Source organism: Rhodococcus quanlei, from assembly GCF_055231015.1.
The window spans coordinates 23,128-45,900 of the sequence record NZ_JBUYWD010000006.1; the positions used below are offsets into that span (position 1 = coordinate 23,128).

Genomic DNA, 22,773 nt, shown 5'->3' on the forward strand with positions numbered 1-22,773 from the left:
CTCCCTCACCATTCCTTGCCGCGTTCGAGCAAACCGAGAAGGTAGCTGCCGTAACCGGATTTGACCAGTCGTTCCGCGCGCTCGCATAGTTCGTCGTCCGAAATGTATCCACATCGCCACGCCACTTCCTCGGGGGCGCCGATCTTCAGGCCCTGACGTTCTTCGATGGTGCGCACGAAGTTCGAGGCGTCGAGTAGCGAGTCGAAGGTTCCGGTGTCGAGCCAGGCGGTACCGCGAGGGAGGACCTCCACCTGCAGTTTCCCGGCTTCGAGGTAGGCGCGGTTGACGTCGGTGATCTCGTACTCACCCCGATCGGACGGTTCGAGGTCTTCGGCGATCGAGACCACGTCGCTGTCGTAGAAGTACAGGCCGGGCACCGCGTAATTGGACCGGGGATTCGCGGGCTTCTCCTCGAGGGAGACGGCCCGTCCGGTGTTGTCGAACTCGATGACCCCGTAGGCGCTCGGGTCCGATACCCAATACGCGAACACTGCGCCACCGTCGATCCCGTCGAACCTGCTCAGTTTCGTGCCGAGACCGGGACCGTAGAAGATGTTGTCGCCGAGCACGAGGGCTGCCGAGTCGTTGCCGATGTGGTCCCGACCGAGAACGAACGCCTGCGCGAGCCCGTTCGGCTCGTGCTGAACCCGGTAGGAAAGAGTGACGCCGTACTGCGACCCGTCGCCCAGTAGCCGCTGAAACTGGGGCGCGTCCGCTGCGGTCGTGATGATCAGAATGTCGCGGATACCGGCCAGCATCAGGGTCGACAGCGGGTAGTAGATCATCGGCTTGTCGAACACCGGCACCAACTGTTTGCTGACCCCGAGCGTGATGGGGTGCAGACGCGACCCGGTCCCGCCCGCCAGAATGATTCCGCGCATGATCTGGAGTGTTCCAGTGTTCGAGGCCAAATCAAATCACCACGGGCCTGTATCGTGCGGTTTCGTAGTCGACAACCGCTGTCTTGGAGGCATCGTGCGAGTTCTGGTCACAGGTGGGGCGGGGTTCATCGGTGCCAACTTCGTGCGTCAAACCGTAAATGATCGGCCAGATGTGCAGGTCACGGTGCTGGATGCGCTCACCTATGCCGGAAATCGGGCGTCGTTGGACCAGGTGGCAGAGCAGATCGAGTTCGTTCACGGCGACATCACCGATGCGGATGTGGTGGACCGGTTGGTGGCGGCGTCCGATGTGGTGGTGCATTTCGCTGCCGAGTCGCACAACGACAACTCGCTCGGCGACCCCTGGCCGTTCGTCCGCACCAATATCGTCGGCACCTACACGCTGCTCGAGTCGGTGCGGCGCCACGACGTGCGGTATCACCACATTTCCACGGACGAGGTGTACGGCGACCTCGAACTCGACGACCCGGGCCGCTTCTCCGAGTCGACGGCGTACAACCCGTCGAGCCCGTATTCGTCGACGAAGGCCTCGAGCGACATGCTGGTGCGGGCGTGGACGCGTTCGTTCGGTGTGCGCGCCACGCTGTCGAACTGCTCCAACAACTACGGCCCCTACCAGCACATCGAGAAGTTCATCCCGCGCCAGATCACCAACGTTCTGTGTGGGATCAGGCCCAAGCTGTACGGCGACGGACTGAACGTGCGCGACTGGATTCACGTGGACGACCACAACAGTGCGGTGTGGGCTGTCATCGACAAGGGGGAGATCGGTCAGACGTACCTGATCGGCGCGGACGGTGAGGTGAACAACCGCACCGTCGTCGAATCGGTACTCGAAGTTCTCGGCAAGAGTCCGCACGACTTCGACTTCGTGACCGATCGTCCGGGTCATGATCGCCGCTACGCCATCGATGCCACACGCTTGCGCACCGAACTCGGCTGGCGTCCCCGCTATCGGGACTTCCGAAGCGGTCTCGAGGCGACGGTTGCCTGGTACCGGGACAACGAATCGTGGTGGCGTGGGCAGAAAGACGCGACGGAGCAAAAGTACGCAGAGGCAGGGGAGAACAAGACCGGCCTCGTGTGACGGTCGCACGGGTGCGTTCTGTCGTTCACCGACCGTGAAATCGGTCACGGTGATGGTCGTGAATCGTTCGTCTCGACACGGACGGTCGGGTCGCCGACGGCGGATTCGAACAGTGGATTCGGTGTGGGGTCTGCGCTGCTGGACGAGGTAGGTGGCGACGATGTTTCCGCAGGACCACCCGGCCGAACAGCACTTTTCGAACACGAAGCCCGACCGGCGGCACGAGAGTGCCACCGTCATCCGGGTATCCGGGTGCGGGCCACCGAGGGGGCAGTCGCCGCCGCGAGTGCACCTGCCCATCGGGCCTGCGAAAATTTGGAGGCCGCTGCCGCGGAAAAGAACCCAGTAAGCTCCCGCGCGTAGTCAGATGTCGTGCCAATTGGGGGAGATATGACCGATCATTCATCGAACGACACTTGGTCGCTCACCGCGTACCAGCGAGATCTGATGGGTGTCGCATCTCGCCACCCCGATCTGCCGCTCGTCCAGCAGTCGGCCTACAGCCACCTCGACACCGCGGTGGACGCCGAGCGGATGGCCGAGTGTGTGCGGATGGTGTTCGTCCGCAACGATGCACCTCGCTTGCGCATCGGTCTGATCGATGGGGAGTTTCGACAGTGGCTCATCGGCGAGTCCGCCGAGCTCGAGGTGCAGGACTTCTCGGCGGATGCCGATCCGACAGCCGCGGCCATGGCCTTCATGGAGGCAGCCAACCGAGATGCCCTGAGCACCGATACGGCGATGTTCCGCTTCGCCGTCCTGATCGACTCTGCCGACTCCTTCTACCTCTACGCACGCGTTCACCACACCGTGGCTGATGCCTGGGCGATCAATCTGATCGTCGGACAGGTCATCACCGATTACGAGAGTCCGGGGCCGGCCGACCGACTGGCCGAATACCAGATGCCGTCATATCTGGAGTTCGTCGAGCGGGACATCGAATATCGTGAGTCGTCACGTTGGGAGTCCGACCGGGACTGGTTGGCGGACTACCTCAGCGATGTGACGCCCGCGTTGTTCACGCGAAAGGCCACCTTGGACAAGGTGGAGCGCCGCGAATACACGCTGCAGGTCGATCCGCAGCTGGTGGACCGTATCCGCGAAACCGGGCTGTCGATCTTCTCGTTCACATCTGCCGCATTGTCGTCCTATCTCTCGTTCGTGCATGCAGCGGACGAGATCGTGCTCGGCGTCCCGATGCTCAACCGCAACACACCCGAAGAGTTGATCACGTGCGGTGACTTCACCAACTTGATTCCACTGCGCGTTCGCATGGACGAGGGTTCGACCACACTCGACGTTGCGACGGGCATCGCCGCGGATATCCGCCAGTTGAAGCGCAGACAAGGCTTCGCCTACGGCGACATCGTCCGGACTCTGCAGGATGGGGGGCGCGCATCGACCGCATTGTTCGATGTCACCTATTCCTACAATCGACTGCCTGACGCCGACCATCTCGAACGACTGCTCGAGAAGTCACACATCTTCTCGGCGGGTTCGTCGATGGATGCCGTCAACATTGTTGCGATCGAACACGAGCGTGACGGTTCGCTCGATGTGCACATCTTCTATTCCGCAGACGTCTTCGACGCGAGCTTTACGATGGAATCGGCGGTACGCGGGTTCGTCGGACTGCTACGCCGCGCTCTGGACGAGCCGGACCGCCGGATACGTGAGATCGGCGGGATTTCCGGGCGGGAGCGGCTGGCCCTCGAATCCTGGGAGCGCGGACCCGATTCCGAATTTCCCGAATCCGGACTGGACCGGATGTTCGAGCGGCAGGTCGCCGACACACCCGAGGCCGTCGCGGTGGTGTTCGGCGAAGAGTCGTTGACGTATCGGCAACTCCACCGTCGTGCATGCCGACTCGCCGCCGAATTGACCCGCCGGGGTGTACGGCCGGACGAACGTGTCCCGGTCGTGTTGCCCCGCTCGGTCGACATGATGATCGCCATCTACGGTGTTCTCCGCGCGGGCGCCGCCTATGTCCCGATCGACCCCGGATACCCGGACGAACGGGTCGCGGCAGTGGTGGGTGAGAGCGGTGCCCGGTTCGCGATCGTCGCTCCGGAAGTGTCCGAGTCGGCTATCGGCGCGCATGTCGAGCGGGTTCCGGTGAACCCGGATGCGGCAGATCCCATCACGCCCGTCCCCTCTGCGGCAGGGCCGAGCGATCTAGCCTACGTCATCTTCACATCGGGTTCGACGGGAAAGCCGAAGGGAGTGATGGTCGAGCACCGCTCGGTCGTCAACCGTCTGACCTGGATGCAACATCGCTATCCGCTCGACGAGACCGACGTGATCCTGCAGAAGACTCCGGTGACGTTCGATGTCTCCGTGTGGGAGCTGCTGTGGTGGTCGGGGGTGGGGGCCCGAGTCAGCCTTCTCACGCCCGGGGCCGAACGGGATCCGCGCCGGATCATCGACACGATCGGCACCGACGCCGTCACCGTGATGCACTTCGTACCGTCCATGCTCGGCCCGTTCCTCGACGAGATCGAACGCGATGACGCTGTGTTGCCGACGATCTCATCGCTGCGGCGCGTGTTCTGCAGTGGCGAAGCGCTCCCGGCAGCGGTGGTTCGACGGTTCCACAACGTGTTCTCGAAAGTTCCGAATCCGCCGCAATTGGTCAATCTCTACGGACCGACCGAAGCCACGGTCGATGTCTCCTACTTCGATTGTCCGGCAGGCGATACCGAACTCGATGTGGTTCCGATCGGTAAACCCATCGACAACATCTCGCTGTTGATTCTCGACCGGGACGGTCGGAGGGTTCCGCGAGGCGTGGCCGGGGAACTCAATATCGCCGGGGTCGGCGTCGCCCGCGGTTATCTCGATCGCCCCGAGCAGACTGCCGAATCGTTCGTGCAGGATGCGAACGTGCCCGGCGGACGTCGTTACCGCACCGGCGATATCGCACGGTGGCTCTCCGACAGCAACATCGAGTACCTCGGCAGGCGTGACGACCAGGTCAAGGTGCGGGGCAACCGCGTCACGCTGGGCGAGATCCAGAACGAGATGCTCACGTGCCCCGGAGTGCGGGGCGCGGCAGTCATCGACTTGCCGTCCGAGACCCACGGAACCTACCTGGTCGGCTACTTCGTCGGCACCGGTGTAGGGGACGACACCATGTCGAGCCATCTCGGTAATCGACTACCGGCTTACATGGTGCCCAGCAGGTTCGTCCCGGTCGACGAGATTCCGTTGACGGCGAACGGCAAGCTGGACCGCCGCGCGCTCGCGCGCATCCAGGTCACCGAGTCGGCGGGGGGCGGAGCACGGAACGCGACGGAGTCCGCGCTGGTGGAAGTGTGCGCGCAGGTGCTCGGTATCGATACGATCGGCGTGCACGACAACTTCTTCACACACGGTGGCGACTCCATCCTGGCGTTGGCGTTACGTACCGCAGCCGAGGCGCGTGGGCTCTATATCGACATCGACGAGCTGTTCATGCGCCCGACCATCGCCGAACTCGCCCAACATGTTTCCGATCATCCCAACGCTGATCCCAATCGGGTGTCGGCACCGTTCGAGTTGCTCCCGCTGGTCGACAAGGCTGCGTTGCACGCCGCGCAGGATGCGTTCCCCATCACCTCGCTGCAACTGGGCATGCTGTTCCACAGCAGCGAACGGTCGGATTCGACTCTGTACAAGGATGTGTTCCGCTATCGAATCGCGATGCCGTGGAACGAGAGCGCGTTTCGTGATGCATTCGCCGATCTGGTTGCCCGACAGCCGGCCCTGCGCACCTCGTTCGACCTCACCAAATATTCGGCGCCACTGCAGATCGTGCACGAGCGCATCGACGAGGCACTGTCGATCGTCGACCTCACCGATAGCGATGTTCCGTCAGCAGAATCGGCTATCGGCCAGTTCATCGAGCAACGCCGTCACCACCCGTATGCGATAACCGACGCGCCCCTGTTCCACCTGCGCGCGTACCTCGTGGGGTCGCGAGTGGATCTGGTGCTGAGCTTCCATCATGCGATCCTCGACGGCTGGAGCGTCGCGAACGTGATGCGGGAGTTGATCCAGAGCTATCTGGTGCGCCTGGGCTTCGCACTTCCCGCGGTCGACGAGCAGCCACGCTCGTCCACCGTGCTGGCCGAGTACGCAAACGCCGAACGAAACGCCGATGCGGATCAGGCTCATTCGCGCTACTGGCAACAGATGCTGGCAGGCGCGAATCCGACCGTACTCGCCTCGCTCGCACCGCACCTACCGCCGGAAGAACCTGAGCGGACGCAGAGCACTCGCCTGTTGCCGCGTGCCTTGCAGGCGCGGGTAACGCAGTTCAGCGCCACATACGATGTCCCGCTCAAAGCGGTGTTCCTCGCAGCGCACTGCCTTGCGTTGCGCACGGTCACCGGTCTGGACGACGTCACCACCGGCGTGATCGGACACGGCCGGCCAGGACGCGGTGACGCGGAGTCGACGGCGGGCCTCTTCCTGAACACTGTGCCGATGCGACTCGACTCCTCGGCGCTGACCTGGGTCGACGCCGTCCGGCAGGTCGCGCTACGGGAGCGGGAGAGCTACCCGCACCGGCGGTACCCGCTCCGGTCGATGCTCAACGACCTCTCAGCTGACGACCGGACATCGGCGCGAGGCGCGACGGCGTTCGGTACCGCGTTCAACTTCGTGAACTATCACGTGTTCGGTCAGCTCATCGACTTGGAGGGGATCGAGTTCCTGGGCCTCGACGTGCGCGAGGAGACGAACTTCTCGGCGTTGGTCACCGCACTGACCGATCCACGTAGCGGGCGAATGTCGATTCGAGTCGACGGTGACGAGACGATCAGCCCTCAGCAGTGTGAATCGCTTGCAGCAGCATGTGTTCGGATGCTGAACTGCATCGTCGACCAGCCGACTGCGGTTGTCGACACGGGGTCGAACAGAGCCAACGCATGTGATGTCGCGCAATTGATCGATGATCAGGCCACCCGCACGCCGGACGCGGTTGCCGTCGTGTCCGACGACGCCAGCTGGACCTACGACGACTTGACCCGCCGGATCGATGTGATCGCCGCCCGGCTCGCCGCGCTGCAGCTTCGGCCGCAAGCACGGGTGGCGGTACTGATGGACCGCCGCGCGGAACTGATTGCCACGGTCGTGGCCATCGCGAAGGTCGGTGCCGTGTGCGTCCCACTCGACACCACCTACCCGGCCCGTCGGATCGCCTTGATGATCGAGCGATCGCGACCCGGCGCGGTGATCGCCGACGTCGAGTACGCGGAAGTGGTTTCCGACCGTTCTCTGCTACTGGATGCGCGCGAGTTCACCGGCGATCTCGACGGGCCCGCGCACGCGGACGATCACGGTGTGATGCATCCCGTGATCTCTCCGTCCGCGCCGGCATACGTCCTGTTCACCTCGGGTTCGACGGGCGAGCCCAAGGGGGTCGCGATGCCACACTCGGCGTTGACGAATCTCGTGCAATGGCAGAACCGCACCGCCTCGGGATCGAACGTGGGAAGCACGATGCAGTTCGCACCGCTGAGCTTCGATGTGTCGTTCCAGGAAATATTCGCAACGCTCGCCTCGGGTGCGACGCTCCGGCTTGCCGGATCCCATCATCGTTCCGACGTTGTGGCGCTGCTACGCACGGTGGTCGACGAAGGGATCGAGCGCCTGTTCCTTCCGTTTGTCGCCCTGCAGTCGTTCGCCGAGGCTGCCGTGTCGACGGGTGTGTATCCCACCTCGATGAAGGTGTTGATCTCCTCGGGTGAGCAGCTACGGATCACTCCGGAGATTCGAGAGCTGTGTGACGCCGTCCCGAATCTGTTGCTCGAAAACCAGTACGGACCGACGGAAACTCATGTGGCACTGAGCTATGCGATGACCGGCGGTGCGCAACATTATCCGGCGCTACCGCCGATCGGACGGCCGATCACCGGCGCTTCGGCACACGTTCTCGACGAGAGGTTGCGCCCGGTTCCGGCAGGTGTGGAGGGCGAGATCTACCTCGGTGGGCAGGCGCTGGCGCTCGGCTACGAGGGACGCGGCTCGCTCACCGCGCAGCGCTTCGTCCCAGCCGGGCCGAAGGGTGGCCTGCTGTATCGCACAGGTGATCTGGGTATCCAGTTGGAGTCCGGTGACATCGTGTGCCGTGGTCGCGCCGACGCTCAGGTGAAGATCCGCGGGTTCCGGGTCGAACCGGCCGAGGTCGAGCTGACGTTGGCAGCGGCGGCTGCACAGTTCCCGGGTGTTCGCGAGTCGGCCGTACTCGCCAGGACGTTCGGCGGCACGGACGGCGTTCTCACGGCCTTCGTGGTCGGCGAAGAGTCGAGCACCGATGTTCGTCGGCTGGTTGACCTGCTCAGGGCGGATCTGCCGGCGCACATGGTGCCGGCGCATTTCGTGTGGCTGGACTCGATGCCGCGTACTCCGAGCGGAAAACGCGATGACAAAGCATTGCGCGAGATACCACTCGGCAACGTGGCCAGCTCGGTGGAGAAGACGCCCCCACGCGATGAGTACGAGAGTGTCATCGCCGCGATCATGGCCGAGTTCGCGGGGGTCGCCGAGATCGGTGTGGACGAGCACTTCTTCGACGTCGGTGGTACGTCGGTCGGCGCGATGCGTGTCGTGTTGAGCCTCAATCGCCGCTGGGATGTGGACGTCCCCCTCGACGCCTTCCTCGGCGCACCTACTGCCGCGGAGCTCGCGGCCCTTGTCCGCGCGGGCGGTGAGCGTCGGGTCTTCGATCCCGTCGTGACCTTGCAGGCGGAGGGGGACGGTGTTCCGTTGTTCCTCGTACACCCGATCGGCGGAAACGTATTGTGCTATCTGCCGTTGGTGCGTTACCTGCCCAAAGACCGGCCGGTGTATGCGTTGCAGGCGGCAGGCGCGGATGCCGGCAGTGAGCCGGAACAGTCCGTTTCGGCGATGGCGAAGTCGTACGTGGAGGCCATCCGGCGGGTTCGGCCGAATGGTCCGTATCACATCGGTGGGTGGTCCTTCGGTGGATACGTAGCGTTCGAAATGGCAAGTCAGCTACCGGAGTCCGATGTCGCGAGTATCACGCTGCTGGACACCATCGCGCTGCGCCCGGGCCCACGCGCATCGATCCCGGAAAAGGACCTGATGCGATGGTTCTTCATGGAATTGCTGTGGTACGCACGCGGTGAAAGTGCTGCGACCTTCGAGTTCGACGACGAAGTGCGTGGCAGCGACGAGTTGTTCGCCAGGATGCTCGGTGAAGCTGTCGAAGCGGGCATCTTACCGGCCGACAGCTCGAGGCAGTCGATCCGCAGACTCTACGACATCTTTCACGCGAATTACGTGGCGACGCTCGAGTATCAACCGTCGCCATTGGCGATGGACGTAACGCTGCTGCGCGCGGAGGAGGGGTTGCCTCCGGGGGTGGATTTCGCGCACGAGGTGATCGGCACGATGTTCGACAGCGAGACCAACGGCTGGGATTCCTACGTTCAGGGTGCACTCGACGTGCAAGCGGTGCCGGGCGATCATCTCCGGATGATGACGGAACCGTTCGTCGAACTTCTCACAGCGAAGCTGGCGGCTGCGTTGTCGCGTTCCGAACTCACTTCCAAGACGACAGGACGGTAGACGAAATGGGAATCAGGAAAGCGATAGTCGTCGGTGCAGGAATAGGTGGGTTGACCACGGCCGCAGCGCTGCGCAAGGTCGGCGTCGAGGTCGAGATCTACGAGGCGGCCGATCAGCGCCGCAACAGTGGGACGGGGCTCGGTATCGCATCCAACGCCACCGCGGTGCTCGATGCGCTCGGTATCGACATACGACCGCGCGGGCAGGAGGTGCACAAGTTCGAACTGCTCACCACCGCAGGAAAGCTGATGCGTGAGTTGCCGATCCCCGAGATCGCCGCCGAACTCGGTGCGCCGGTCGTCAGTATTCACCGCAGTGAACTGGCCGACGCGCTGCACGAGGCCGTGGGCGATACGCCGATCCATTACGGTGCGCAGGCAACGGCTTACACGATCGACGGTGATCGTGTCACCGTGCAGTTCAGTGATGATCGCACGGCCGAGGCCGACCTGCTGATCGGCGCGGACGGTATCCGGTCCGCGGTGCGCGCCCAACTGCAAGGTGCTGCGCCGGTGACCGAGTACGGATACATCTGCTGGCTTGCCACCATCCCGTTCACACATCCGCAGTTGACGACCGGATACGCCAGGCACTATTGGGGTTCCGGGCGACGCTTTGGACTCATCGATATCGGCGGTGGCAACGCCTATTGGTGGGGAACTGCGAACATGCCGCCGCATCAGGCACGTGATTGGCAGGGCGGCAAGGACGACATCCTCGCCGCGTACGCAGGCTGGGCACCCGAGGTCGTGCAGGCGATCGAACAGACCGATGAATCGGATATCGTCGCGGTACCCGCACAGGACCGCCCTTTCTCGGAAACGTGGGGTGAGGGGCCGGTGACTCTGGTCGGCGACGCCGCACACCCGATGCTGACCAGCCTGAGTCAGGGTGCCGGTTCCTCCATCGAGGACGGGTATGTGTTGGCGCATCACCTGGCCACGACCGACGATCACATTGCCGCGCTTCGCAACTACGAGCAGGCGCGGATTCCGCGTACCCGTAAGCTCGTCGAAGGCTCCCGCCGGTTGAGCAAGAGCGAACAGCTCGAGAGTCCGATCGCTCGCGGTATCCGCGACGTGTTCCTGCGGTACGCGCCCGCAGGCGTTGTGAAGAAGGTCAATGCCGAACCGATGCACTTCACGGTGCCGGCGCTCGCGACCACGGAGCCACGAGGGTAGCGGGGCGCGGGCGGCGGTTGTTCGAGGGCGAAGCACCAGCTGACGTGCCTCAGTCGAGTCTGTATCCGATCGTCGTGGCGGCCACGGGCGAGGCGATGTTGTCGGGTGGTGGGAAACACGCACTAATGCGCGACGGTCACACGGTGTCGTATCGACTCCAGAGTGGCGGCGATGCCGGCGGGAAGCGGGCGGTGAGTGCGCTCGTCGATCTGCGGCCACACCACGGAGCGCAGCCGCAGATCCCGCGCCTGGACGGCTGCCAGCGGCGACGACGCCAGCACCACGTTCGGCTTGCGTTTGAACACCGCACTGCAGGCGCTGAGGATCGCGCCGATGGTCACGCTGTGACCGGAGCCGTAGATCTTGGTGGTGACACCGGCGGGCGCGAACCGTGCGTGGTCGAGGCTGTCCGCGACCATTTCTGCGGCGTCCGTGACGTAGAGGTAGTCGCGCAGGGTGTCCATCGACACGTAGATCGACACCGGGGACGACAGGAGATACCCGCGGCACAGATGTGAGATCAGGCCTTGCGGTTTGGCGAGATTCTGGCCCGGACCGTACAGATTCGCGAGCCGTCCCACGATCGCGGTGGATCCGGTGCGCTCGGCGAAGTCGGCAACAAGCCGTTCGGCGGTGAGCTTGGCCGTCCCGTAGTCACCGAGCGGGGCGACCGGGCTCGATTCGGTGAACGGCGGCGCAGACGACCCCGCGTACACGCCACCGGCAGAAGACGCATAGAAGACGGTGCCCGGGCCCGCAGCGGCGGACAGTTCGTCCAGTACCGCACCGAACAGCGCATTCTCCGCGGCGAACATGTCCATGCTGGTGCCGTTGACACCGACACCCGCACACCAGGCGATGCGCCAGGGACCGCCGATCGAGTCGGCAGCGAGTCGGCGTGCATCGGCCAGTAGCACTTCACGCGCCGCATTGTGGTCGTGCCAGTGCACGTTCGACGTCCGAACATCGTCGCCGCGGCGTCGCAGTTCCGCCGTGAGTGTCTTGCCGAGGAGACCTCCGCTACCGACGACCCACGTGGGAACCGACATGGGCTATGCCTCGCGCCTGGTTTCACCACGGCCGAGTGGACCGTCCGCCGGATCGCTCACGATGAGGTACGGCGGTTTGCCCATCGCAGTCTTCACGTTGACACCCACGTATTCGGCGATCACTCCCAGTGAGAACAAGGTCGATCCGAAACCGAGGAGCATCACCACCATGGTCGATGCCCAGCCGCGCACTTCTATTCCGGCGTCGAACCAGACGTACGACACCAACACGTAGATCAGAACTGCGACGCCGCCGACCGCGAACAGGAATCCGATGAAGCTGACGAGGCGAAGCCCTTTCGTGCCGCTCGAGAGCACCATCCGCCAGAAATGCGACAGCAGCGACCTCAGGCGGTACCCGGATCTGCGGTCGCTTTCTTCCCGAAGCCGAACCGGGCTGGTGGTGGACGATCCGGCAACCCAGCCCAGTGCGACGTCGAGGTAGGCCTCGGACCCTGCGTAGGCGGCGACCGACCGACCGACCTCACCGAGGACCAGTCGGAAACTTTGGTAGTTGGACGAATTCTCGCCCGAGAGGAGGTGCATCAGCAACCATTTCGAAGACCGCGACGCCGTATTGCGGAATCCGCCGTGCGGTGCGGCATTGGTCGGCCGGGCGTACACGAGGGTTGCCTGCTCGTCGATTGCCGTGTCGAGGAGTCCGCCGATAGCGGCGGGATCGTGTTGGCCGTCCTCGTCGATCGTCACAACCCACTCGCCGCCGCTGGACGCCATACCGGCGAGGGTTGCGGGATGCTGGCCGAAATTGCGGCTCAGCCAGATGGGGCGGACGAAGTCATAGGTCGCGGCGAGCTTGCGGATGACGGCGGCCGAGTTGTCGGGGCCGTGATCGAAGACGAGGAGAACTTCTTCGACGATCATCGGCCGTCCGGACGGTGTGGAACCCTCGGTGGTCCACGGCAGAATCTCCGTCACCAAAGCCTCGAGGGTCTTCTCGCCCTGGTAAACCGGCACGACGACGGACAGCCGGTGGGGGGCCACCGGCGGTGCAGCAGCTGACGATTCGGTGTCGGTCGTCACAGGGCCGGAGTGTATACCCGTTGCGACCGGTGTCGGCGGAATTTGCTCCGATAGTGCAGTGCCATCAGCACCAGGAGTACGAGCAAGCCGAAGCCCATTCCGGCCTGGCCGAGCCGCCACCCGGGAGGGTCGAAGTGGATTTCGAGATCGGCGCCCAGGGTGCCGGGCGGAATGTCCACGTACAGGAACATGTCGCCGAGTCCCTTGGTCTGCAGCGGATCGCCGTCGAGGGTGGCGGTATAGCCGGGCCAGGCCAGGCGGGCGAACACGACGGAACCGCCGTTCGGTGAGGTCACCTCGAGGCGTTCGTGGTCGGCGCTCGCCTCGATCGGGCGGACCTCGACGCCGACCGTCGCGGACACCCGGCCCGGTGCGGTGGACACGAGACCACCGTCGCGTTCGAGAACGGCGATCTCACCTTTGGTGACGGGCGGTGGTTCGACCCAGTGCCAGCCGGGAGGCGGCGGTGTTTCGTCGATGTGCGGGTACTGCTCGCGTTGCAGAACGACACGGTCGAGTCGCATCAGATCCGCGAACGTGGCCTGCGTGTACGGGTCGACGGTGAACAGGTTGGCGTAGGCCTCGTCGCAGGTGGAGCCTTCGAAGCTCATGCACAGCAGCTTGCTGAAGGCGCGATGACCGACCGGTGTGTACGCATTGACGTAGTCGAGGTCGAGCATTTTCGCGTAGTTCCCGGAAACCAGGGAGTGCCAGGGCAGGCGGGGCGCGTTCTGATCGATCTCCATGAGGCCACGGGTACCCAACTGCAGCGTGGTGCCCTCCCAGTCGGGGAACTCGGCCTTCGCCTCGGACTGGCTGGTCGGCAGGTACAGCTTGTCGAGCGCTTTCGGATACGTCGACACCTGGTACAGCACCACCGGGACGATCGTCACCAGCAACAGCGCCACCAGTGTGTTCGTGCCGTACCTCCGCCCGAGATAGATGGTCAGCGCGCCGAAAGCGGCGATCGCCGCGCCCCACACCACGTGCCGCCCGAAGTACTGGGGCCCCGACGAACTGGCTCGCAGCACCAGCACCACGATCAGCAGCCCTGCCGCGATCAATCGTGGGCGCAGTGGTCTGGTCGTTCCGAATCGGCTGACCAGGACCACCACGAGAATCAGCACGATCACTGCGACGAAAGGCAAGAGGCGGGCCGGCCAGCGGATCTGTCCGATGTCACTGGGGCCGGCGGTGAAGAGCAGTGCCAATACGAGCAGCAGCACCGGCGTCGTCAGTTCGCGCAGAGAGCGCCTGGCGGCGCTCCAGCCGATGAACGCCAGTGCCGGAATCACGAACCACGAGATGTAGGTGATGGGGGCGGTCGTGGTCTCACCGGTCCACGATTCGATGCTCGACACCGACGACGGGATGCTCGCCGTCAGCGTCTCCGACCAGGGTGCGGTCAGGAAATTGTCGTTGAGTGTGCCCGCCTCGCCGGTGCGCCAGGTGACGTCCGACGACAGGATCGCCGGCAGGAAGGTGATGGCGCCCGCGGATGCGGCGGCGATGCCCACGGCTGCCAAGCGGGCGACGTCGCGCCACTTTTTGTGGAACACGTACTCGCCGATCATCAGCGATCCGATGGTCACCCCGGCGAGCAGGGCGGCGTGCGCGTACCCGACGCTGATCGCGAGATACAGGAACACGAAGGTGGGCAGTGGCCCCGACCGCCCCCGCGCATACCGGATACCCGAAGCCCATGCCTGCACCACCCAGGCCATGCCGATCAACGACGTCACCCAGGATGTCTGCTCGAAGTACAGGGTGAAACCGGTGAACGGTGCGCTGGCCGCGGCTACCGCAGCCCACCCGGGCCGCGCCCCGTACTCGAGGGCCACGCGGTACACACCCCAGGCGAGGACGATCGAGAATCCCAGTTTGACGAACATCGCCAGCATCGCCATGTCGTCGATCGAGGGGGCGATGAAATTGATGCCCATCTGGACGGGGTTGAACAGCCCGCCTTGGCCCTCCACCGGATAGTTGCCGGCCATCCACTGATCCAGCACCAGCGTGGGGAACCATTGCCCTTCCCGCATGAGGTGACCGAGCTGTATCCAGTTTCCGACGGCACCGGACTCCGTGTCGTCGACGTAGAAATAGCGCGGGTCGACCGTCCTGATCACCGCGAATCCACAGCTGACGATCAATGCGACGAGCGCACCCCACACCAGACGTTCCGTGTGTCCGGAGCGCGCGGGGCCGATCGTCACGAAACCTCCCGGGTGGCTGAGGATGTGCTCAGACCATAACCGAACGGCAAGCAGATATTCGGCCACCTTCGAGGGTTCGCGCTACGCTTCGGGAGAATGATGTGGGAATCGAACGAGTTGTGGATGGGGTGCGCGTGCCCGAGAAGACGGACGCAGAACTGATGGTGTCGGATCAATCGGAGACCGGTCGCCTTCTGGCTCAGCGTGGGCTGTTCGCCGGTACGTCACCGATCGTCAACGACCGGCTGTACGCGGTCGTGAAGGGCGGCCACGAGCACACCCGTTTCGAGTTGCACCTCGACCGCGATGCCCGCGCCCACACGAACACCTATTTCGGCCGATTCGCTGCCAGCTACTGGCAGCGGTGGACCACGGTCACGGAGGTCGTCGTCGGTGCCCGCGTGAATGCGCAGTCGAAGTGCAAGGTGCGGTTGGTGGCATCCGATATCGCGGGGCACCGCCGAATCGTCTCGTCCGCCGTGGCGCGCGGAGCCGACACCGTGTCCCTGACCGCTGCGCTCGACAAGTTCGTCGACGGTGGCGCGCTGTGGCTCGAGTTCGATGCCGTCGGCGGTGCCGCCGACATCTCCGAGGTCGAGTGGACCGTTGCGGGGCCCTCGACCCCACGCCCCGTCGCCATCGCGATCTGCACGTTCAACCGCGCGGACGACTGCGCGAACACGGTCGCAGCCCTTGCCTCCGACGACCGGGTCCTCGACGCACTCGAGGGTGTCTACGTGGTCGATCAGGGCACGGACCTCGTCGAGGGGCGCGAGGTGTACCGGGAAGTTGCTCCGCGCTTCGGCGACAAGCTGCACTACCTGCGCCAACCGAACCTCGGTGGTGCGGGCGGATTCACCCGCGGACTGTACGAGGTGTCGTCGACGAGCGAGCACACCGATGTCATCTTGATGGACGACGACATTCTGTGCGAACCCGAAACGGTGCTGCGGCTGAGCGCATTCGCGAATGTGACGGTGCAGCCGACGCTCGTCGGCGCTCAGATGATGTATCTGCTCAACCCCGACTACCTCAATGTCGGCGCAGAAGAGGTGCACCTCGATCGTCTGGCGCACGGTCAGAAGGTCGAGAAAGCCCTGTCCAACACCAGCATGCTGAAGAAGAACCAGGAGCGGCGCGTCGACGCCGGATACAACGCCTGGTGGACGTGCCTGATCCCCGCCGAGGTGGTGAAGGAGATCGGCCTGCCCATTCCGATCTTCTTCCAGTGGGACGACGTCGAGTACGGGGTCCGTGCCCGCAAAGCAGGATTCGTCACCGTCACCCTGCCGAACGCGGCGGTGTGGCATGCGGACTTCTACTGGAAGGACTTCGACGATTGGGCGCGCTACTTCAGCACGCGCAACTCGTTGATCGTCGGAGCTCTCCACGGTGATGTCACCACCAAGGCCATTCGGCGTCAGTTCCTGCGGCAGATCAGCGAATACCTGGTGGCGATGCAGTACGGGCTCGCCGCCACCACCCTGACCGGTATCGAAGACTTCCTGTCGGGCCCGGATGTGCTGCGTGACGGCGGGATCGAGGCGATGGCGGCCATCCGCCGTGAGCGTGGAGAGTACCCGGAAACGGTGGCGCATCCCGCTGCCACTGCCCCTGTTCGCGATGCGGACGTGACTTCCCGGCGCGCCACCGGCGGCGAGCCGAGCCGGCCGCTGTTGGTGCTGTTCAAGCGTGCGGTGAACCAGTGGTTCAGCCGCACCCAGGGCGGTCCGGTGGCTGTTCCGCGCGAGGACGCACACTGGTGGCACGTATCCCTGTTCGACCACGTGATCGTCACGGATGCGTCGCAGTCGGGTGTCCGGATTCGTCGCCGCGACAAGAAGACCGCCGAGAAGTTGCTAAGGCGCACGTTCGAACTGCTGAAGCGGCTCGAAGAAGAAGGCGACTCGGTTACGCAGCGGTACCGGGATGCGGTGCCGGAGCTGACGAGCCGGGCGAACTGGGAGCGGCTCTACTCGAAGTAACCTCCGGACGGGTGGGACATCAGTCCGTCCTGACTGGACGGATGTTCCATTCGTACAGTGTTTACCGGTGCGCTCCGGCGAGCACCCGTGCGACCACCTGCTCATGATTCGCCGTGTAGCCGAGGTATTCGAAGCGGATTCCGGTGCGGTCCACGCACTCGCGCCATGCGCGGGCTTCGTGACGTTGCCAGCCGGGGTAGTTGAAGAATTCGTCGAACACGATCACGGTCCCAGGGACGAGCCGGTGCCAGATCAGGTCGAGCACGGTGGCGGTCGACGAATACAGGTCGGCGTCGAGGTGCAGGAACGACACCGGCTCGGGGTGTTCGGCGAGAAATCCGGGAAGCGTGTCCTCGAAGAGTCCCGGAATCAACTCGGTGCCGGGCACTTCCGGTAGCGCTGCTTGTGCGAATTCCCCTGCCGGAAAGCCGGTTCTCCAGGTCTGCGGCAGCCCGGTGAAGACGTCGAAGCCGTAGACCTCGTGCCGGCCGCGCAGTTCCTCGGCGATGATCCGCAGAGTGGACCCCGTCGCCACGCCGAACTCGAGCGCCAGGCCGGGCGCGGTGACCTTGGACAGTCCGTGACGCAGCGTGTCGTGCGGGCTCCAGAAGTGCGGCACCTTCGGCATGTGCTCGAGCACGAATTCACCGCTCGTGCGCGCCGCATCGACGTCCATGACGTGGGTGAGGTCGCGCCGCACCTGCTGTTCGAGGTGGTCGATCCGGGCGCGGGTGTCGCTCAGCTGGGTGCTGAGACCGTCCAACTCCTCGAGAAGACGACGATGCTGCGCCTCGGCAAGATCGCGAATACGCACGTCGGAGGCTCCGACCTCCTCTCGGACCACTTCGGAGAGTGCGCGTTGAAGCTTGCGCCGGGCACCGTCTCGCACACGATCCAACATGTCCCCATGGTGCCGCGTGCGACTCGGGATGACCAGGCTCTCAGGAGCTGTGGCGGGAGACGGGCATCGACCAGGTTCGTGCCCGAACCAGTTCAGCACCGCTTCGGGCAATACGACAGGATGAGTGCATGACCTCGAAGCGAGTGGCCGCGTGCGCGGCGGCACTGTTGGCAGTAGTGACGTTGGGCGCCGCCGGGTGCAGCGGTGATGGCACCTCAGAATCTCTGAGTACCACGACCATCCCGCAGCCGTGGGACCCGTGCACGTTATCCGACGAAATACTTCGCAGCGCGGGCGTGGATCCGACAACCGGAGGGCAAGCGCTGGCTGCCGAGGCTGCCGGCGAAGAGAATTGCGGATGGAAGACCTACGACAATATCGGGGTGAGCATGAGCGCCCTGTCCACGACGACGGTCGATCAGTTCCGTGACCGCTCAACCAACACCGATTTTCGGACCGTGACAGTCGGAGACCGTTCAGCGTTGACATTCCGTGCTGTATGGGACGACAACGGAGAAGCTTGCTTTTTGGTGGTGCCGTTTCGGGGTGAGGGGCTGGTGCTGATGCAGGCCGCTAGGTCGACGTTCACCAAGGAAACCACCCCGATGTGCGAGGTGGCCGTGCGGATCGGCGAGGCACTTGTTGCCGAAATACCGTGACGCCGGTTAAGGTTTCGTGGCGATTCAGGCAAATCCGGCGATTCACGAGGGGGAAACGACGATGAGCAACGAAGCATCTCTCATGGATGTGTTGATGGCGAACGCGGCGCGGGCGAAGGTGGGGGAACTCGTTCTCGATCCCAGCGTGGCACAGGATTGCGCGAACGCGTGCACAGAAGCGATTGCCTCCCTCGAGGAACTCCGCAAGAACATGTCGCAACGCGCCATCACTCCGCCGTTGGGGAACTTCACGTGTGGCGATGACCTGTCGAAGATCCTCACCGAGGTGACCCAGCAGTTCATCGACCGCATCGACGACCACATCCTGTGCTTGAGGGCGATTCACGACACGGTGGGCGCCCAGATCGCCGACGCACTGACCACCGACGAGCAGACCAGTCAGGCGCTGGCGCGGGTGACCGGCGAGATCGCGAGCTGACCCCGAGGCACCGAAGTACCGGTTCGGGGCAGTGCGATGCACGCTCGTTCCCTTCTGTTTCTGGACGCACCGAGATATCAGCGGGTGTGCCGCAACAGGGCGTCCGCGACGGTCGGCCAGGTCACGCGCGGCACACCCTGGCCGATTCCGGTCAGCGTGAGCAACACGGCATTCGGGATTTCCGCAGCCAGAGCCTCCCCGTTTCCGTGCGGAAAGAACGGGTCCTCGTCGCCATGGACCACCAGAGTCGGCACGGTGATGGCGCCGAGCCGCTCGCGCCATCGCGGCCGGCAATCGATTGCGGCGAACATCGTCCCGAGGTGGCTCGCTTTCTGTGCCTTCGCCGTCGGTGCGGATCTGTCGAACACTGCTCCCGCAGCCAGCCTGACATCCAGCTCGCTGCCTGGGGTCGACAAGATGATGGGTTCGGAGGTGTTGGTCATTTTCCGTGGGCGATGCGCCGGGTATCCCGAATGTCGGGTTGGCGTTTGCCGCGGTGGGGACGGTGAGGCAGTTGGTGTGTGGCCAGGCTTCGGCGCACTGGGAAATATCCGCCCCGGTGGATGCCCGCCCGCGACGTATACCCCCATAGACCGACCACCGTGTGGCACTCTGGGCGCCATGTTCCTGGAGATCCGCGGACACCACTTCCCCGGCCGATCTTGGCATCTAGATGGGCAGCTTTGCACCAACGTGCATGTCGGGATTCAGCTCGGCCGTGATCCACACGATTTGGTACCCGGCGACTCCGAATCGGCGACCTGGACTACCGAGATCGTGGTGACCGAGCGGGACGGAAGGTTCGACTTCCGGGGCCCTGCAGTGCAAGGCCGCCCCGGAAGCCGGTTTGTCTATCTGACCTGGGGTGATGTGGCCGATGATGGCACTTTTGCAATGTTTCGTCGCGCCAAGCTAATGCTTGCCGACCTGGCACCCTTGGTCACTCCAGCCAAGGCGAGTCGACGAATCATCGCGGACGTCGACCTCACCGACGAGTGCGGCGGGCCACGCTGTGCCCGCCTTCGGCCTCCATTCTTGCTGCTAACTGCCGACTAGACGTTCGTGAGCGCACTACAGGACTGCCCGATGGCGGATCGCCATGTGCGACGTCTGCGACTACGGCGCGCCCAGATCGCTGAATCACTGACCACCGACGAGCAGACCAGTCAGGCGCTGGCGCGGGTGACCGGCGAGATCGCGAGCTGACCCCGAGGCACCGAAGTACCGGTTCGGGGCAGTGCGATGCACGCTCGTTCCCTTCTGTTTCTGGACGCACCGAGATATCAGCGGGTGTGGCGCAACACGGCATTCGGGATTTCCGCAGCCAGAGCCTCCCCGTTTCCGTGCGGAAAGAACGGGTCCTCGTCGCCATGGACCACCAGAGTCGGCACGGTGATGGCGCCGAGCCGCTCGCGCCATCGCGGCCGGCAATCGATTGCGGCGAACATCGTCCCGAGGTGGCTCGCTTTCTGTGCCTTCGCCGTCGGTGCGGATCTGTCGAATACCGCTCCCGCTGCCAGTCGCACATCCTGCTCGTCGAATCCCCGCGACCCGGCCAGCAACTTCGCGGAATCGGCCATGTAATCGACTACGCCGGCACGATCGGACCAGTCCGGCTCAGGTCGCCCGAACATCTGTTTCATCACCGCCGGATCGTGGTCGGGTAGATCGGAATCGACGGGGCCGGGTGCGACCGGGCGAGTGGAGATCAACGTCAGCGACGCAACCTGCTCGGGGTGGTCGAGTGTCAGCAGTTGCGCGATGAAACCGCCGACGCCCATCCCCACCACGTGCGTGCGGCCCAAACCCAGTGACACGATCAACTCGGAGGCGTCGCTCACCAGATCGCGCAGCCCGTAGCCAGGAGCGTCCGGGTCGGCGAACGTCGACTTCCCGGCGTCACGCAGGTCGTAGCGCACCACATGCCGGCCGGTCAATGCCGCGCACAGATCGTCCTGCCAGGCCGTCGTTGTGACACCGATCAGCAGCACTGGCGGATCGACCGGGTTTCCCGACGTTTCCACCCACAGCTCCACCCCGTTCACTTCGATCCGCATTTCACGCTCCTTCGGTGTCGCGCGCCGGGACGCCCCGCCGACCGGTGACGATCAGCAAGATGTCCTTCGCGGGCAACTGCACGACCTTTCCCTCCCCGAGAGCGATGTCGCAGTCGGTGGCCTGCAGGCGCACACCGGACAGATCGACGCCGAAGTAGTCGAGTTGGCGTGGTTTCGTGTGTGCGAGCACGGTGTGAACTCGATCGGTGGGTGGCCCGGGTAATGCGAGCGGTTCGGTGATGTCCAGACCGTGAATCACGTCGTGACTCAAAGCCCCCACCTGACCGCCGCCGGGCGGGCGCCACGGATGCTCGATGGCTCGAACGAGGCTGTCCAGCAACTGCGCATCGGTGAGGTGCCGAGTGTCGCGACGCGCGATCCGATCGGAGAAGACGTTGAAGCGGCCGCCGGCTGCGACGATGCCGCCGAGCACTCGAAGTGCTGAGTGGCGATACGGCAGGGTGATGTGGGCAACGACCTCCCGGACACGCCAGCCGCTGCACAGTGAGGGGTGCGACCACTGCTGCGTGGTGAGTGTTTCGAGGATTTCGGCGAGGTACCGGCGTTGGGCGAAGGTTGCGGTCGCGAGTGGGTCGGGTGCTGTCGGAAGAGTCATGATTGTTGTACGTATCGGCGGCCGCGAATTCATCGCGCGGTCGGTGCGCAACCTTCCGGGAGTTGGGCGGGCAGTCCGAACTCGGCGAATCGGTCGGCCGTCCCCAGGAAAGTCACGAGCCCCGAGATCGTGCCGTCGGTGATGTCGACCTGAACCAGGGCGAACGGGCTGTGGCCGCCGTCGTCGTCCGGTCGGTACTGGCCGAACCCGGGCGAGCTGTTGATGACAGTCGGGATCAATCGCGCCCCGGCACAGCTGTCGCTGAACGCCATCAACTCGGCGATCGTGCGACCACCGCGCAGCCACCACACGAATGGCGGCATCGTCGTCGTCGCATCGTCACGGAGTACGCCGATCAGCCCGTCGACGTCGTGCGACTCGAAAGCGCGAACATAGCGGTCGAGGAGATCGCGCTGATCGGAATCGGCCGGGTCGTACAGGTCCGTCGGGGTCGGATTCACGGTCGCCAATTGACGCCGGGCCCGCTGCACGGCACTGTTCACCGCGACGACCGAGCACTCCAGCATCGCGGCGGTTTCGGCGGCACTGAAATGCAACACGTCCCGCAGAATCAGCGCCGACCGCTGGTACGGGGTCAGGTGTTGTAGTGCCGCCACGAACGCCAACCGGACCGTCTGGCGTTCGGCGATGATGTCGCCGGGGTCGGTGGCCGTGAGGAGGCGCCCGTCGGGCATCGGCTCGACGAAACGGTCGCCGGACACGGGAGCGCCCAGCGGGTCGCCGACCTGGGAAGCGGGAGCCATATCCATCGACAGGGCTCGACGCTGGGCGCCGCGCAGCATGTCCACGCAGACGTTGTGGGCGATCCGGTGCGTCCAGGTCGAGAGTCGGCCTCGATGTGGCTCGAACCCATCCAGGTTGCGCCACGCGCGGACCAACGTCTCCTGAACGGCGTCATCCGTCTCACCCGATCCGCCGAGCATTCGGTAGCAGTAGGCGGTGAGCGGACCACGAAGCAGTTCGAGTTCCGCGTATTCGGTGGGCGAAGACACAATCGTCGAGTGTAGGCCCGGTATCGCGTTCCGGGGCCCGTGTACTAATGGG

General features: G+C 64.4%; 16 protein-coding genes. 7 read left to right on the forward strand and 9 right to left on the reverse strand.

What is annotated here, in order from left to right:
- Positions 1–5 precede the first annotated feature (5 nt).
- The gene (gene rfbA / locus ACZI8Q_RS04275; protein ID WP_463372265.1) at positions 6–881 is read right to left on the reverse strand and encodes a glucose-1-phosphate thymidylyltransferase RfbA; all 876 of its coding nucleotides are present in this window, start codon (positions 879–881) and stop codon (positions 6–8) included.
- Positions 882–975: 94 nt separating this feature from the next.
- On the opposite strand from rfbA, the gene rfbB reads away from it, so the two are divergent.
- From rfbB to ACZI8Q_RS04290, 3 genes are all read left to right on the forward strand, one after another.
- Complete coding sequence (gene rfbB / locus ACZI8Q_RS04280; protein WP_463372266.1) at positions 976–1,989, forward strand: dTDP-glucose 4,6-dehydratase; 1,014 nt, start codon at positions 976–978, stop codon at positions 1,987–1,989.
- Positions 1,990–2,379: 390 nt separating this feature from the next.
- Positions 2,380–9,564: an amino acid adenylation domain-containing protein gene (locus ACZI8Q_RS04285; RefSeq protein WP_463372267.1), complete on the forward strand. Its 7,185-nt coding sequence runs from the start codon at positions 2,380–2,382 to the stop codon at positions 9,562–9,564.
- 5 nt (positions 9,565–9,569) lie between these two features.
- Complete coding sequence (locus ACZI8Q_RS04290) at positions 9,570–10,745, forward strand: FAD-dependent monooxygenase (RefSeq protein ID WP_463372268.1); 1,176 nt, start codon at positions 9,570–9,572, stop codon at positions 10,743–10,745.
- A gap of 122 nt (positions 10,746–10,867) precedes the next feature.
- On the opposite strand, the gene ACZI8Q_RS04295 is transcribed toward ACZI8Q_RS04290, so the two are convergent.
- The 3 genes from ACZI8Q_RS04295 to ACZI8Q_RS04305 are packed head-to-tail and all read right to left on the reverse strand — an operon-like array spanning position 10,868 to position 15,051.
- A complete protein-coding gene (locus ACZI8Q_RS04295; protein ID WP_463372269.1) occupies positions 10,868–11,794 on the reverse strand; it encodes an NAD-dependent epimerase/dehydratase family protein in 927 nt (308 codons plus the stop codon).
- 3 nt (positions 11,795–11,797) lie between these two features.
- A complete protein-coding gene (locus ACZI8Q_RS04300; protein ID WP_463372270.1) occupies positions 11,798–12,835 on the reverse strand; it encodes a glycosyltransferase in 1,038 nt (345 codons plus the stop codon).
- Positions 12,832–15,051 carry a hypothetical protein gene (locus ACZI8Q_RS04305; RefSeq protein WP_463372271.1) on the reverse strand — a complete coding sequence of 740 codons (2,220 nt, stop codon included), beginning with the start codon at positions 15,049–15,051 and terminating at the stop codon, positions 12,832–12,834. The genes ACZI8Q_RS04300 and ACZI8Q_RS04305 overlap by 4 nt, the downstream gene beginning before the upstream one ends.
- Positions 15,052–15,212: 161 nt before the next feature.
- Between ACZI8Q_RS04305 and ACZI8Q_RS04310 the strand changes: the two genes are divergently transcribed.
- Entirely contained in the window at positions 15,213–17,036 is a 1,824-nt protein-coding gene (locus ACZI8Q_RS04310; RefSeq protein WP_463372470.1) for a glycosyltransferase, read from the forward strand.
- Positions 17,037–17,097: 61 nt separating this feature from the next.
- Here the strand turns inward: ACZI8Q_RS04310 and ACZI8Q_RS04315 are convergent, their stop codons facing one another.
- Positions 17,098–17,937: a class I SAM-dependent methyltransferase gene (locus ACZI8Q_RS04315; protein ID WP_463372272.1), complete on the reverse strand. Its 840-nt coding sequence runs from the start codon at positions 17,935–17,937 to the stop codon at positions 17,098–17,100.
- A 128-nt stretch (positions 17,938–18,065) separates the two neighbouring features.
- Between ACZI8Q_RS04315 and ACZI8Q_RS04320 the strand changes: the two genes are divergently transcribed.
- Positions 18,066–18,596 (forward strand): DUF3558 family protein, encoded by a 531-nt coding sequence (locus ACZI8Q_RS04320; RefSeq protein WP_463372273.1) that lies wholly within the window; start codon positions 18,066–18,068, stop codon positions 18,594–18,596.
- 61 nt (positions 18,597–18,657) lie between these two features.
- Entirely contained in the window at positions 18,658–19,035 is a 378-nt protein-coding gene (locus ACZI8Q_RS04325; protein ID WP_463372274.1) for a hypothetical protein, read from the forward strand.
- 77 nt (positions 19,036–19,112) lie between these two features.
- Here ACZI8Q_RS04325 and ACZI8Q_RS04330 read toward each other — a convergent pair whose 3' ends face one another.
- The gene (locus tag ACZI8Q_RS04330; RefSeq protein ID WP_463372275.1) at positions 19,113–19,478 is read right to left on the reverse strand and encodes an alpha/beta fold hydrolase; all 366 of its coding nucleotides are present in this window, start codon (positions 19,476–19,478) and stop codon (positions 19,113–19,115) included.
- A 178-nt stretch (positions 19,479–19,656) separates the two neighbouring features.
- Here ACZI8Q_RS04330 and ACZI8Q_RS04335 point away from each other — a divergent pair, with 178 nt between their 5' ends.
- On the forward strand, positions 19,657–20,091 hold the full coding sequence (locus ACZI8Q_RS04335) for a DUF5990 family protein (RefSeq protein ID WP_463372276.1): 435 nt from the start codon (positions 19,657–19,659) through the stop codon (positions 20,089–20,091).
- Positions 20,092–20,318: 227 nt separating this feature from the next.
- On the opposite strand, the gene ACZI8Q_RS04340 is transcribed toward ACZI8Q_RS04335, so the two are convergent.
- From ACZI8Q_RS04340 to ACZI8Q_RS04350, 3 genes are read right to left on the reverse strand one after another with little or no spacing between them, the layout of a single operon-like run.
- The gene (locus tag ACZI8Q_RS04340) at positions 20,319–21,092 is read right to left on the reverse strand and encodes an alpha/beta fold hydrolase (RefSeq protein WP_463372277.1); all 774 of its coding nucleotides are present in this window, start codon (positions 21,090–21,092) and stop codon (positions 20,319–20,321) included.
- 1 nt (position 21,093) lies between these two features.
- Positions 21,094–21,708, reverse strand: a complete 615-nt coding sequence (locus ACZI8Q_RS04345) for a maleylpyruvate isomerase family mycothiol-dependent enzyme (protein ID WP_463372278.1) — start codon at positions 21,706–21,708, stop codon at positions 21,094–21,096.
- A gap of 29 nt (positions 21,709–21,737) precedes the next feature.
- Positions 21,738–22,721: an RNA polymerase subunit sigma-70 gene (locus ACZI8Q_RS04350; RefSeq protein ID WP_463372279.1), complete on the reverse strand. Its 984-nt coding sequence runs from the start codon at positions 22,719–22,721 to the stop codon at positions 21,738–21,740.
- Positions 22,722–22,773 lie beyond the last annotated feature (52 nt).

Excerpts from the sequence above, each read along its gene's own strand:
- ACZI8Q_RS04310 (WP_463372470.1), top strand. The coding sequence starts at position 15,213 with ATGGTGTCGGATCAATCGGAGACCGGTCGCCTTCTGGCTCAGCGTGGG.
- ACZI8Q_RS04330 (WP_463372275.1), bottom strand. The coding sequence starts at position 19,478 with ATGACCAACACCTCCGAACCCATCATCTTGTCGACCCCAGGCAGCGAG.
- ACZI8Q_RS04315 (WP_463372272.1), bottom strand. The coding sequence starts at position 17,937 with ATGTTGGATCGTGTGCGAGACGGTGCCCGGCGCAAGCTTCAACGCGCA.
- rfbA (WP_463372265.1), bottom strand. The coding sequence starts at position 881 with ATGCGCGGAATCATTCTGGCGGGCGGGACCGGGTCGCGTCTGCACCCC.
- ACZI8Q_RS04295 (WP_463372269.1), bottom strand. The coding sequence starts at position 11,794 with ATGTCGGTTCCCACGTGGGTCGTCGGTAGCGGAGGTCTCCTCGGCAAG.
- ACZI8Q_RS04345 (WP_463372278.1), bottom strand. The coding sequence starts at position 21,708 with ATGACTCTTCCGACAGCACCCGACCCACTCGCGACCGCAACCTTCGCC.
- ACZI8Q_RS04335 (WP_463372276.1), top strand. The coding sequence starts at position 19,657 with ATGTTCCTGGAGATCCGCGGACACCACTTCCCCGGCCGATCTTGGCAT.
- ACZI8Q_RS04290 (WP_463372268.1), top strand. The coding sequence starts at position 9,570 with ATGGGAATCAGGAAAGCGATAGTCGTCGGTGCAGGAATAGGTGGGTTG.
- ACZI8Q_RS04320 (WP_463372273.1), top strand. The coding sequence starts at position 18,066 with ATGACCTCGAAGCGAGTGGCCGCGTGCGCGGCGGCACTGTTGGCAGTA.
- ACZI8Q_RS04285 (WP_463372267.1), top strand. The coding sequence starts at position 2,380 with ATGACCGATCATTCATCGAACGACACTTGGTCGCTCACCGCGTACCAG.
- ACZI8Q_RS04340 (WP_463372277.1), bottom strand. The coding sequence starts at position 21,092 with ATGCGGATCGAAGTGAACGGGGTGGAGCTGTGGGTGGAAACGTCGGGA.
- ACZI8Q_RS04325 (WP_463372274.1), top strand. The coding sequence starts at position 18,658 with ATGAGCAACGAAGCATCTCTCATGGATGTGTTGATGGCGAACGCGGCG.